General features: G+C 73.1%; 9 protein-coding genes. 8 read left to right on the forward strand and 1 reads right to left on the reverse strand.

Going from position 1 to position 12,967, the window contains the following annotated elements:
• Nucleotides 1-447 precede the first annotated feature (447 nt).
• Complete coding sequence (locus tag OG689_RS36890; protein ID WP_266325716.1) at nt 448-1,296, forward strand: TetR/AcrR family transcriptional regulator; 849 nt, start codon at nt 448-450, stop codon at nt 1,294-1,296.
• 802 nt (nt 1,297-2,098) lie between these two features.
• Nucleotides 2,099-3,097, forward strand: a complete 999-nt coding sequence (locus OG689_RS36895; RefSeq protein WP_266325718.1) for a hypothetical protein — start codon at nt 2,099-2,101, stop codon at nt 3,095-3,097.
• A 324-nt stretch (nt 3,098-3,421) separates the two neighbouring features.
• Here OG689_RS36895 and OG689_RS36900 read toward each other — a convergent pair whose 3' ends face one another.
• Entirely contained in the window at nt 3,422-4,240 is an 819-nt protein-coding gene (locus OG689_RS36900; RefSeq protein ID WP_266325720.1) for a maleylpyruvate isomerase family mycothiol-dependent enzyme, read from the reverse strand.
• A gap of 713 nt (nt 4,241-4,953) precedes the next feature.
• Here OG689_RS36900 and OG689_RS36905 point away from each other — a divergent pair.
• The 6 genes from OG689_RS36905 to OG689_RS36930 all read left to right on the forward strand — a co-directional run bounded on the left by OG689_RS36905 (nt 4,954) and on the right by OG689_RS36930 (nt 12,524).
• Nucleotides 4,954-7,854, forward strand: a complete 2,901-nt coding sequence (locus OG689_RS36905; RefSeq protein ID WP_266325722.1) for an RICIN domain-containing protein — start codon at nt 4,954-4,956, stop codon at nt 7,852-7,854.
• A gap of 541 nt (nt 7,855-8,395) precedes the next feature.
• Nucleotides 8,396-9,061, forward strand: coding sequence for a hypothetical protein (locus OG689_RS36910; protein WP_266325724.1), 666 nt, complete (start codon nt 8,396-8,398; stop codon nt 9,059-9,061).
• Nucleotides 9,062-9,241: 180 nt separating this feature from the next.
• Nucleotides 9,242-9,610: a hypothetical protein gene (locus OG689_RS36915; protein ID WP_266325726.1), complete on the forward strand. Its 369-nt coding sequence runs from the start codon at nt 9,242-9,244 to the stop codon at nt 9,608-9,610.
• 436 nt (nt 9,611-10,046) lie between these two features.
• A complete protein-coding gene (locus OG689_RS36920; RefSeq protein ID WP_266325728.1) occupies nt 10,047-10,859 on the forward strand; it encodes a DedA family protein in 813 nt (270 codons plus the stop codon).
• Between the two features lie 73 nt (nt 10,860-10,932).
• Entirely contained in the window at nt 10,933-11,601 is a 669-nt protein-coding gene (locus tag OG689_RS36925; protein WP_266327707.1) for an O-methyltransferase, read from the forward strand.
• Nucleotides 11,602-11,621: 20 nt separating this feature from the next.
• A complete protein-coding gene (locus tag OG689_RS36930; RefSeq protein WP_266325730.1) occupies nt 11,622-12,524 on the forward strand; it encodes a Gfo/Idh/MocA family protein in 903 nt (300 codons plus the stop codon).
• Nucleotides 12,525-12,967 lie beyond the last annotated feature (443 nt).

A 12,967-nucleotide genomic window follows, 5' to 3' on the forward strand; every position in this document is an offset into this window, starting at 1 on the left:
GGACACGTCGGGTGCCGCCCAGCCGGCGCAGCAGAAGATCGCGGGGGCTTCCGGCCGTCGAGCGATGTGTCGCACGGCCGAGCCGGCCTCGGAGGCCTCGCGTGCGCCTGCGACCCGCGAGCCGGGCTCCGCGACCTCCTGGGGGTAAGGGTCCCCGGGTGTCTCTCCGGTGCGTGACATGCTTGTTAATTTACTCTGTAGTCGAGTTTCAGTCTAGATGATGCGCGCCCCGAAGTCGGCTGTCGGGCCCGGCCGGCGCCCGTTCATCGCCGCCGGCCCTGCCCCCGCTCGTCGCCCGCTCGTCGCCGGTTCATCGCCGGAGGTGCTACCCGAGGTGCCAGGTCGGAGACCACGGCGGTGGCCGGGCCCGGCGAAGGGGTCCGGTGGTGGTACCGCGGGCGCCTGGCCATATGGACTGAGACCCCAACACAGAGTAAATTGACAATCATGTCAGGTACCAAGGAGTCGTCAGGCCACCACGTTCCCCAGGCGATCATCGAGGCCACGTTGCGGGCCGCGGACGCACGCCGGGTTTCCGTGGCCGACGTGACTCTGCGCGACATCGCCCAGGAGGCCGGGATCTCCCGCAGCACCCTGCTGCGCCGGCTGGGCGGCACTCGGCAAACCCTGGACGAGGCGCTGCGCGCCGCCGGCGTCGAACCGGGAGGGCGGAAGCCGGTCAAGGAACGCGCGATCGAGGCCACGGGCGCGCTGATCAGCAAGCAGGGGCTGGGAACAGTGACGTTCGAGCGCGTGGCGGCCGCGGCCGGGTGCTCCGTGCCCAGCCTCTACGCCGCCTTCGGCGGGCGCGACGAACTCCTGCGTGCGGTCTTCGAGCGCTTCACCCCGCTGGTCGACGTCGAGCGGTTCCTGGCCGCGCCGCACGGGGACCTGGAGGACACGGTCCGGCGCGTCTACCGGCTCCTGGTCGACGCCCTGGAGCGCGAGCCGCGTGTCCTGCCCGCCCTGCTGGCCGAGGTGTTCGCCCGCCCCGGCGACGAGAACGTCCAGTTCGTCTTCCAGAACCTCACTCCCCGCCTCCTGGCCGGCCTCGGGGAGTGGCTCGCCGGAGAAGCGGCCGCAGGCCGCATCCGTGACCTGCCCCTGCTCCTGCTCACCCAGCAGATGACCAGCCCGATCTTCCTGCATTTCCTGCTGCGCCCGGTCACCGGCCGGTTCGCCGCGGCCGGCCTGCCCACGGAGGACGAAGCCATCGAGACCTTCACTCAGGCTTTCCTCCGAGCCGTCGCCCTGCCTCCGCCCGACGAGAGCGGTCTGCAGCCGTCAAAGGGTTAGGTCGGAGACATCCGGCCGGGGGCCTGCGGCGCGGCCGCGCGGGCGGTGCCACCACGGGGGTAGAGCCCGTCCGCCGCTCCGACGCGTGTCGGCCTGTCCCGCACGCGGCGCTGGCGGACCGCGACGCCGTTCCGTCCGGGTCCGACGCCGGTCCGGAACTGATGCCGGAGGGGCGCGAAGCCCGGTTGCCCTGAGATCTGCCGGTGCGGACCCGGCGTCCGACCGCTGCGGCCGGTGCTGAGGATGTCGGTGGGTCCGGCCCGGCCGTGCCGAGCGCGCGCCTTCGCCGAACCCTCGCGTCGACGAAGCACCTCGACGGGGGCGCCGGTTGTGCCGGCCGGAGAACCCCTCGCCTTGGGCGATGACCTCGAATTGTCGTGATGACCTCGAACGGCGACGAGGCCCCGCTGCCCGGCTCGACTCGTACGGGCCTGTCACCTGCCAGGCGTGCGTCGCATGCAGGGGTACAGGGGTACAGGGGCGCAAAGCCGAAAGCGCCGCGAGTTCGGACGTCGCTCCCCCCGACCCTTGCCCGATCGGAGTGTCCGCACGGCTGACTTTCTCCCTCTGCCCGCACGGCTGGCTCCCTGTTCCAGGGCCGGTGCTGGCGGTTGCCTCCGGAATCCCGGGGCCGGGACGGGGCGACGCCATCGTGAAGCCTGGAACCTGACTTAATGTACTCTGTAATCAGGTTCCACAATACGGAGCTCGACCGCCCGGAGCCGCCCGCCGGCAGCGCTCCGCTCCAGGCCCGCCCAGCAAAGCCCTGTCCGCGTGCGGCAGGAGGCATCGAAGGAGAGCCATGTCCATGAACCCCTCGCAGCCCGATGCGGGCCGCCGCAAGCTGCCCCTGGTCGTTCTCGGCCTGGCGGCCCTGGTCGCCACGATGCTGTGTGCTTTCGCCCTCCCCTCCATCCACGGCGGTCCGCACCGTGTGCCCGTAGGCGTCACCGGGTCCCAGCAGGTTGTCGAGGATCTGCGGAGGAGTACCGACAGCAAGGCCTGGGACGTCCGCCTCTACAGCGACCCTGCCGCACTCCGGTCGGCGATCGAGGAGCGCGACGTCGCGGGGGGCCTCTCGGTCACCGCTCACGGAGTCGACGTCTACACCGCCACCGCCGGCGGTCCCTCGGCCACCGGCGCCCTCACCACCCTGGGCAGCAAGGTCGCCGCGCAGCACGGGACCCGGGCATCCGTCCAGGACTTGGTCCCCTTCACCGAGGACGACCCCCGCGGTGGCGGGCTGACCGCCGTGCTCCTGCCTCTGATCTTCGGCGGGATCTTCCCCGCCCTCATCCTCAGCAGCCTCTTCCCGGGGCACCGCGGACTGCGGACCCGCCTGTCCGGGGGTCTCCTGTTCTCCGTCGTCGCGGGCGCCGCCGTAGCCGCCGTTCTCCGGTTCGCCACCCACTCGATCAACGGCGACTACTGGCTCACCGCACTCGGACTGATCCTTGGCATGGCCGCACTCTCCAGCACCCTGATCGGCCTCCAGGCTTTCATCGGCATCATCGGCTTCGCCGCCGGGAGCGCGCTCATGATGCTTCTGGGCAACCCGCTCTCGGGCCTGACGACAGGCCCCCACTGGCTCCCCGAGGGCTGGGCCGCATTCGGGCAGCTCCTTCCGCCGGGCGCTTCCGGAAGCCTCCTGCGCGCCAACGGGTTCTTCGGCGGCGCCGGCGCCGGCCTGCCCGCCCTCGTACTGACCGCCTGGGCGGTTTTCGGTGTCGCTCTCGTCCTCCTCGCCGACCGGCGCGGGCAGCGCGCCATGTCCGTCCGTCGCGAAATCCTCTCCGTCTGAGCCGAGGTGAGGGTGACAGCCGCTCTTCCGGACCCGGTCGGCGAGGAGGACGAGGACGACCGGTGGCCATGTTGCGGGGCGTCCGGCCGATCGGCGGGCGCGGGCTGCTGGGGGCTCGGGCTGCCTCCGCCGACCGTCGACCGGCCGGGTTCATGCCGAACCACCGACGCCCGCGACGGTGCGGCAGAGCGACACCCGTTCCCGGGAACAGCGCTCACTTCCGGCGACGGGTGGCCGCACCGGGCCTTCGAGGCGAACGGACCGTCGTTCCGGCAGCGGTGGCGCCGTTGCCGCCCGGCGTGAGCACCTTCGGGTGGCCCGCGCTCAGGGGGCCTTGAACAGTTGGGGGAAGCCCAGGGCCAGCCACGGTCGGCGGCCCCAGGCGAGCACGTTGCCGCGCAGGAGGGCGTCGGTGGCGCGGTAGCGGCCCAGGGCGATCAGGAGGAACGCCTCCGGCCCGGTGAGGATCGTGCAGTCCGGGCGGCGCGGCGGCTCCTGGCTCACCACGGCGGCGCCGTCCGTGAAGGTCACCGCGAACCCGTCCAGGCCGCGCACCCGCAGCCGGTAGCAGGCGCTGTGGCCGGCCGCGGCGTGCGCGTTCACCACCCACGGCATGGCCGTCCGTACGAACGGCATCGCCAGCTCGACGCGGTGCCGGTCGATCGGGTGGGGCCGCCCGAGAGCGACGGCGACGTCATACAGGTGGCCCAGCATGTGGGTCAGCAGGTAGGAGCCGAGGATGTCCAGGCCCATCGGGCCCAGCGGGGTCGACACCGGCTCGGTGCCTGCACGCGGGCCGGCTGCCGCGGTGAACGCCCGTGCCTGCCGCGCGATCTCCTCGGCCAGCACGACCAGGTCCCGCTCCGACCGCTCCGCCAGCGACGCGGCGTTCGCCGCAGCCAGCGAGCCCGGGGTGCCGTCCCCGTACGGCCGGTCTTCGCCGGCGGCCAGTGCGGCCATCAACTCGTTGACCATCGCCAAGTGGGCGGCGGCCTCGGTGACCGTCCATTCCGCGCCGGGTATCCGGGCATCGCCGTGGCAGCCGGCGAGCAGGGCGACGGCCTCGTCGCCGACCGCGGTGACCGCCTCGAAGAGTGCGGTGCGCGCGGCGCCGGGGGAGTGCTGGGAGAGCGGGAGGGTCATGGTGGTGAAGACTGGCCGACGGTTGCTGCCCTGTCCAGACCCGCGAACGAGCTCGACCGTAGTACGCCCCGCGAGGGGTGGGGGACCGCCGGGCGGCCCTCCCCCGCAGGAGAGGCGGCCGGCGGCGGTGCCGGTCGGCGCGTGGTACTCCGCCGTCTGTGAGGGATGGTCAGTTGTGCCCGACGCGTCGGGCGTTTCCGCCGACGTCCGGTGGAGCCTTCGCTCCCGCGAGGTCGCACCGTGTGGTCCGGGTGCCACGGTCTCGCTGCCCGTGGGGTACCGCGTGCCGCTCGTGGCGGCGTCGAGGTCGGGGAGCCGGAGCCTGGTCGCGCTCCGAGTGGCATGTTCGTGGACGGATCTGTTCGTGTCCTCCCTGTGGTGGGGGCGTGTCTGCTGCTCATGGTTCCGGCCTGGGGCCCACCGGGGCCCACCGGGGCGTACCGGGCGTCGGCGAGGTGCGGCGTGGCGAAGCGGGTCCCCGGTCTGATTCAGTCAGCCATCAAACAAATACGCACTTTTGTCCACAGATATTGACACGACTTGATGCGAATGCTCCACTGTGCCGCGATGGCAGCGCAAACATGCACCTTCGGGAATGACGATGCGCCAGTAGTGGGCTCGCCCGGCCGGGACGCCGGGGTCACGTCCACGGCCCATTCGTCCCTCGCGCCTGGGACAGCTGCCCCTTACTTCCGGCGAACGGAGCCAACGCCATGACCCTGCCCGACCTGCCCCTGGGCCGCAGAAACTTTCTCGGCGGGGCCGCCCTGACCGCTGGTGCTGTCGTGTTGAACGGTTGCCTCGTACCGTCCCGGGCCGCGGCCGCCGTGCCGCCGCAGGTCACCCTGCCCGCGCGCGGCATCTACGACACCACCCCCGCGTCCGCGTGGACCGACGGCTTCCTCACCGGCAACGGCGAGTACGGCGCGGTGCTCCACGGGTCACCGACGCTGGAGAAGGTGATCGTCAACCACCACCGCTTCGTGCTGCCGAACGGCACCCGCGACGTGGATCCCCCGAGGATCTCCACCCAACTGTCCCAGGTGCAGAGCATGGCCCTCGCCGGCGACTACGCCGGGGCGACGGCCACCTTCGCCTCCGGTTGGGACCTGCGGTGGACCCAGACCTTCCACCCCGGGTACGAACTGCAGCTGAGCACCCCGGGCGTCACCACCGCCGACAACTACGCCCGGATCACCGACTTCCGTACCGGGGAGGTCACCCACACCTGGACCGACGCCGCCGGCACCTGGAAGCGGCGGGCCTTCACCTCCCGCGCCGACAAGGTCATCGTCCACGAGCTGCTCCCCGCCACCGGCCGGACCGTCGACACCGTGCTCAGCGTGAACACCGCCCTCGACGGTGTGCCGAGCAGCGTCTCCTACACCACCACCGCCACCGCGAGCGGCCGGGAAGGCTTCCTCAACCTGCGCGGCACCTACCCCGCGGGGCTCGGTGCCTACGGCTACGAGGGCGTCACCCGGCTCGTCGCCACCGGTACCAAGGCCACCGTCACCGTCAACGGCTCCACCCTGGTCGTCGCCAAGGCCGCCAAAGTGGTGCTGCTGACCAAGCTCGCCCGCTACGACACCGCCGGCGGCTGGGACGCCAAGCCGCTGCAGAGCGCCCTGGGCGCCCTGGGCGCGGACTACGCCACCCTGCTCGGCCGGCACAAGCCGCTGCACCAGGCGATGTTCGACGGCTCCAGCCTCGACCTCAACGTCTCCGCCGCTGACCGCCGGCTGTCCACCAGCGAGCTGACGGCACGCCAGAACGGCAACAGATCGGTCGTCGACCTCGCGCTGCTGGAGCGGATGTACGACTCCGGACGGTACCTGTTCGTCAGCTCCAGCGGGGTGCTCCCGCCGCGCCTGACGGGGATCTGGACCGGCAGCTGGGGCGGGGCCTGGGCCGACGACTTCACCACCGACGCCAACGTCAACTTCCAGGTCGCCGGCGGCAACATCCTCAGCCACGGCACCGCCATGCAGGGCTACTTCGACCTGATCCTCGGCCAGCTCGCCGACTGGCGCGACAACGCCGCCAAGATCTACGGCACCCGCGGCTTCCTCGCCCCGACCCGCACCGACGGCGAGCACGGCCACATGCTGCACTTCAACGACAGCGACTTCCCCGGCCAGTGCTGGACCGGCGGCGCCGACTGGCTGCTGTTCCCGCTGCTGGAGTACTACCAGGTCACCGGCGACGCCGCCTTCCTGCGGGACAAGCTCGGCCCGGCCCTGATGGAACTCGCCCTGTTCTACGAGGACTTCCTCACCCGCACCGACGCCGCGGGGAAGAAGGTCTTCGTACCGTCCTTCTCGATGGAGAACTCGCCCTCCAGCACCGGCCGGATGCTCTCCACCAACGCGACCGGCGAGATCATGGCCGGCCGGCACGCCCTGCAGGCCGCGATCGACGCCGCCGACACCCTGAACACCGAACAGGGCGCCGGGCAGGGGGTGGCGCGCTGGACCGCGCTGCTCGCCCAGCTGCCCGACTACACCGTGAACGGCGACGGCGCACTCGCGGAGTGGTCCTGGCCCGGCCTCACCGACCGCTACAACCACCGCCACGCCCACCACATGTACGGCGCCTGGCCCCTGCACGAGATCAACCCCGAGGACCGGCCGGACCTGGTCCGCGCCGCCGGCCGGGCCCTGGACCTGCGCGGCGACGAGAACTACTCGGCGCACGGCAGCCTGCACCGGGCACTCGCGAGGGCCCGGCTGAAGGACGGCGCCGGGGTCTACGACAACGTCAGGAAGATCCTCGGCAGCAACATGGTGTGGCGCTCGCTGATGACCTCCCACAACCCCAACCTGGAGATCTACAACTGCGACGCCGCCAACACCCTGCCGGCCGTCCTCGCCGAAGCCCTCCTCTACACCCGGCCGGGTGTCGTGGAACTCCTGCCGGCGCTGCCCGACCAACTCGCCAAGGGCACCATCAAGGGTGTGCAGGGCCGGGGCCGCGTGCGCGTCGAAAGCCTCACCTGGGACACCGCCGCCCGCACCGCCACCGTCATCCTCACCTCGGACATCACCCAGAACATCTCGCTGGTCTGCCGCCGCGGCATCACCTCGGTCTCCACCGCGGCGACCGTCACCCCCTCCCCGCTCGGCGGGCACGCCAGGAACGTGGCCCTGACGGCGGGCACCCGGACCACGATCACCCTGAAGACGCTGGCCGGGACCTACCGCCTGATCAACCGCAACAGCGGCAAGGTCCTGGACGTCTCGGGAACCTCGCAGTCCGACGGTGCCCCCGTCATCCAGTGGTACTGGACCGCAGGCGCCAACCAGAAGTGGCAGCTGGTCCCCGGCTACGACGGCTCCTTCCGCCTGTCCAACGTCAACAGCGGCAAGATTCTCGACAACCCGGGCGCCTCCACCACCCCCGGCCAGGCCCTGGACCAGTGGACGGACACCAAGGCCCCCAACCAGTGGTGGAAGCTCGTCCCCAGCGCGACCGCCGGGTACTACAAGCTGGCCAACGTCTCCAGCGGCCTGTACCTCGACGTGGCCGGGTCCTCCGGTGCCGACGGGGCCCAGGTCGTGCAGCTGGCCGCTGCCGGCGCGACCAGCCAGGAATGGACACTCGAAGCCGTCTGACCGGTGACGACCAGGGACCCCACCTCCCCAGGGTGGGCGTCCTCCGCAGGCAGACCGCCGCTTCTCCCCGCCACTTTGCCCCGGCCTCTCTCGGGGTGCTGCGCCGGGTCGCCGTCCGGCCGCCGTCCTGACCCGCACCGTGCTCCGGCCGCGTTCGTCGTCGGCCCGCCCCGGTGATCGCGCCCGCTACGATGCGTGAGATCGGCAGGACAGGACGGCGGGGGTGCGTGGCGTGAGCGGGTACGGCGGGGGCGGGTACGGGGAGCCGGCGGGTGGTGCGGGCGGTCGGCCGCCGGCTGGGTGGCCGGGTCCGGGCTCCCCGGGCCTGGGCTCCCCGGTGCCGCCGCAGGGTTCCCCGTACGGTCCGCCGGCGGGGTATCCCTTCCCGCGGCCGGTTCCTCCGCAGGGGTACCCGTACGCCCAGCCCTACCTGCCGGGTCCGCCGCCACCCGTCGAGCCGTCGCGGGGCCGGAAGATCCTGCGCGGCGTCCGCAATCCCTTGTACGCCGCGCAGCGGGCCTTCCGGCCTTCGCGCCCAGGCGTGGTGGACGATCCGGCGGTCCGCAAGCTCCAGCTGTGGCGGACCGTGCTGGGGCTCGTCGCCTGGGTGGGCCTGACGGTCACCTACAACGCGGTGGTCAGCGCCGACGACGTCAAGGCCGTGGCGGACGACCGCCTCGACCAGAGCTGGACCAGTGTCCTGGTGCTGGTCTGCACCTTCCCCGTGGTGGTCGGCGCCTTCGTGGCGGCGGCGCGGGGCGGGCTGCGGCGCCGCTACCTGCGACGGGCCCTGCGGTCACTCGGCGCGGTGGTGGCCATGATGGCGTCCATGGGCACCGCCGCGCTCGCGATGGCGCCGGAGACGGCGGGGCTCCGGGACGCCGTCGGGCTGCCGGGAACGATCGCCCTCGGGGTGCTCTGCCTGTGGTCGGTCTGCTTCGCGCTGTACGGCATCGGCCTGTCGCTCGTGCATGTCTTCCGCACCGCGGACATCCATGAGGTGGTGCCGCCGATCCTCGCCGGCGTCCTGGTGTGGGAGATGGCGCTCCTGGACGTCGTCACGGGCGCCTACCCCCAGGTCCCGCCGGGCGCCCGGGCGGCCTTCGTCCTCGGCGCCCCCGTCACCGTCACGGCCCTGTCCTGGTGGGAGATGCGGCGACTGCGCCGCCACCACGGACTGACGGTCCGTGCCGCGCTGGGGCGCTGACGGCCCGGCCCACCTCCCGCCGGGCCCGGCCGACGCGGACCTGCCCGAGCGGCCGGCCGTAGGCTGAGCGTGCGGGCCGGCCGTCCGGCAACACCGGCTGCCGTCCCGCCGCTCACCGAGCGTCCGCCCCGCGCCGTCCCGGCCCGAAGTGCGGACGGCACCCCCGAAGGAGACCCCGCAGTGCCCTGGAAGTCCCGCCTCACCTGGACCGGCCACACCGCCGGGTACGCCACCACCGTCCACGAGGGCCGCACCTGGCACCTGTCGAAGCACCTCAGCCCGCCGGACGACCAGGGCCGCTACAGCCCCTACGAGCGCTGGTACCTCCACGCCGACGACGGCCAGGGCCAGCCCCTGCCCGATCCCGCCAGCGGCACTCTGGGCCGCAACCGGGTCAAGGCCCTGCAGCTCGCCGAGCTGATCATCACCGGCTGGGAGAACACCTCCCAGGTGCGCCCGTCCGACGGTGTCCAGCTGTGGCGGCGTACCGCGGCGACCGACGGCGCCGTGGTCCCGCTGGACGAGCTCCTCGCCGGCAAGCACCGCTGACCGACCGGCGCCGACCCATGGCGCGGGGCCCGCGCCCCGTGCGGGCCTTCGGGGCCGCCGGGCCCGGGCGTCCGGATCGTTCCCGTCGGCGGCGCCGCGCGACTGCCGTGCGTACCCGCTCGTCCGCCGGCACCTGCCGGGGGAGCCCTGCGGGGCGGGCCCGGTCCCGCTCGGGGCAGCCCCGTCGTACGGCGGCCGGCCGGCCCGCCCACCGGCCCGCGCGCGGGTTTTCCCAAGGAAGCCCCAAGAGCGGATCAAGGAACCGGAAAGCCGGCCGGGGCGTCCTCAGCAGCGGGCTCTCTTAGGGTGTGGGGCTCCGGGGGATTAGGCTGCCCTTTCGGGGCGCCGGCCGCCGCACCCCGGACCCGCGCCCCGAACCCGCGCAATCCTGAAACGGCGAGACCACCGTCTCGTCCTGCCACGGAGGTAACCGGCCTTGCACATCGACGCCTGGATCGAGAGCGTCCCACCGGGCTGGGTGTACGCCCTGATCGCGCTGATCATCGGCCTGGAGAGCCTGGGCATCCCGCTGCCCGGCGAGATCGCGCTGGTCTCGGCGGCCCTGCTCTCCTCGCGCGGTGTGGTCAGCCCGTGGTGGATCGCGATCTGCGCGATCCTCGGCGCCATCATCGGGGACTCGATCGGCTACTCGATCGGGCGCCGGGGCGGCAAGCCGCTGTTCGAGAAGCTCGGGCGGAGGTTCCCACGGCACTTCGGGCCGGACCACCTGGCGAGCGCGGAGCGGTCCTTCCAGAAGTGGGGCATGTGGGCGGTCTTCTTCGGCCGCTTCATCGCCCTGCTGCGGATCTTCGCGGGGCCGCTCGCCGGCGCGCTGCGGATGCCGTACTGGAAGTTCCTGATCGCCAACGTGCTCGGCGGCGTGGTCTGGGCCGGCGGCACGACGCTGCTGGTCTACCACGTCGGCAAGGTCGTCGAGCAGTGGCTGAAGGGCTTCTCCTGGGTGGGCCTGGTGCTTGCCGCGCTCGGCGGGGCCTTCTCCGCCTGGTTGCTGAAGCGCCGGGCCGCGAAGAGCAGGGCGGAGGACGAGGCGCAGGGCCTGCTGGACGCGGCACCGAAGCCCGGCGCCGTGCCCGCGAACGCCGTGCCCGCCGCCTCGGCCGAGCCGGCGGCGGCGCCGTCGGAGGCCGTGGTGTCGGAGGCCGTGGTGTCGGAGGCCAAGGTGCCGGGAGCTCCTGCTCCCGGTGCCGCGGCGGCCACCGCGACGGCCGTGGCGCCCGCGACGGACTGACGGTCCGGCAGGCGCGGCACGATAGCATCGGGCGGGAATCCCGGCGGTGACGACGCAGCATGTGGAGGGCCTTGTGAGCCAGCAGCAGTGGGACGCGGTCGACGACTACTTCGCCGAGACCCTGATCGGCCACGATCCGGTGCTGGAGGCCGCGACGGCCGCCGCCACCGAGGCCGGGCTGCCGCACATCGCGGTGGCGCCGAACCAGGGCAAGCTGCTGCACCTGCTCGCGCTCACCCAGGGCGCCCGCCGGATCCTGGAGGTCGGCACGCTCGGCGGCTACAGCGCGATCTGGCTGGCCCGCGCGCTCCCCGCCGACGGCACCCTGATCACCCTGGAGATCGAACCCAAGCACGCCGAGGTGGCCCGCACCAACCTGGAGCGGGCCGGCCTCGGCAAGGTCGCCGAGGTCAGGCTGGGCCCGGCCGCGGACTCCCTCGCGGCGCTGGAGGCGGACGGCGTGGAGCCCTTCGACCTGGTCTTCATCGACGCGGACAAGCCGAGCAACCCGGAGTACTTCGCCCGGGCGCTCAAGCTGACCCGGCCCGGCTCGCTGATCATCGTCGACAACGTGGTGCGCGGCGGGGCCGTCGCCGACGCGGACAGCGCCGACCCCAGCACCATCGGCACCCGGCGGCTGCACGACCTGATCGCCGCCGAGCCCCGGGTGTCGGCGACCTCCGTCCAGACGGTCGGGGCGAAGGGCTACGACGGATTCACGCTGGCCCGCGTACAGGGCTGAACCACCTGAGGAGCGAGAACGTGCGGATCGGACTGCTGGGCACCGGCCCTTGGGCGGAGCGGGTACACGCTCCCGTGCTCGCTGAGCACCCCGGAATCGAGTTCGTGGGCGTGTGGGGGCGGCGGCCGGAGGCGGCCGAGGCCCTCGCCGAGGCCCACGGCGTACGCGCCTACCCCGACGTGGACGCGCTGCTCGCCGACGTGGACGCGGTCTCCATCGCGCTGCCGCCCGGCGTCCAGCCGGACCTCGCGGTCCGTGCGGCCGAGGCGGGCTGCCACCTGCTGCTGGACAAGCCGGTCGCGCTGACCGTACCGGACGCCCGCCGGCTCGCGGCCGCCGTCGCCCGGCACGAGGTGGCCTCGGTGGTCTTCTTCACCGTCCGCTTCGGCGGCGAGCAGGGCCCCTGGCTGGAGAAGCAGGCGGCGGTCGGCGGCTGGTTCACCGGCCGCTCCGACTGGCTCGGCTCGGTCTTCGCGCCCGGCAGCAGCAGCCCGTACGCGGCCTCGCCCTGGCGCGAGGAGAAGGGCGCGCTCTGGGACGTCGGCCCGCACGCCCTGTCCGTCCTGCTGCCGGTGCTCGGCGACGCGACCCGGGTGACGGCGGCCGCCGGCCCGCGGGACACCGTCCACCTGGTGCTGCGGCACGAGGGCGGCGCGTCCAGCACCCTCGCGCTGAGCCTGACCGCACCGGTGGAGGCCGGCGGAACGTGCATGGAGCTGCGCGGCAGCGCCGGCGTCGCGCATCTGCCGGAGCGCGGCGAGGGCCCGGTCCGGGCGCTGCACCGCGCGGTGGACGCGCTGCTCGACTCGGCCCGCACCGGCACGCCGCACCCCTGCGACGCCGCCTTCGGGCTGCGGGTGGTGGAGATCCTGGCCGGCGCCGAGCAGTCGCTGCAGACCGGCGGGCCGGTGGACGTCGGCTGACCTGAGGCCCGGCCCCGACGGCCGGCGCGGGACGGCGTGCGCACAACGTCCCGCGCCGCACGCCGCCCGCAGCACGCCCGCCCGCGGGGTGTGCCGCGCCCCTCAGCGCCGGCCGCCCCAGAAGCGGTACTCGTGGTAGTACCGGCCGATCGGGTCGAACCAGTCGGTGAAGGCGAACAGCATCACGGTGCCCGCACCACCGAGCAGCAGGCCGAACACGGCCGCCGCGCCGAGCAGTCGCAGCAGCGCGAAGAACGGACCGGCCGCGCGCCGGGACGTACGCCGTAACGTACGCCGAGACCCCCGCCCGGCCGGTCCGGTGCGTTCCCCCATGACGCCCCCCTCGCTGGCCCGCCGGAATCCGGTGGTGCACCGAGCATCGCCGCTCCCGTCCGGCCGCACCAGTCAACGGACTTGCAGTGAGGCCGAGTTGTGATGCGTCC

Origin of the sequence: Kitasatospora sp. NBC_00240 (assembly GCF_026342405.1) — a bacterium.
In the GTDB taxonomy this organism is placed as follows: domain Bacteria; phylum Actinomycetota; class Actinomycetes; order Streptomycetales; family Streptomycetaceae; genus Kitasatospora.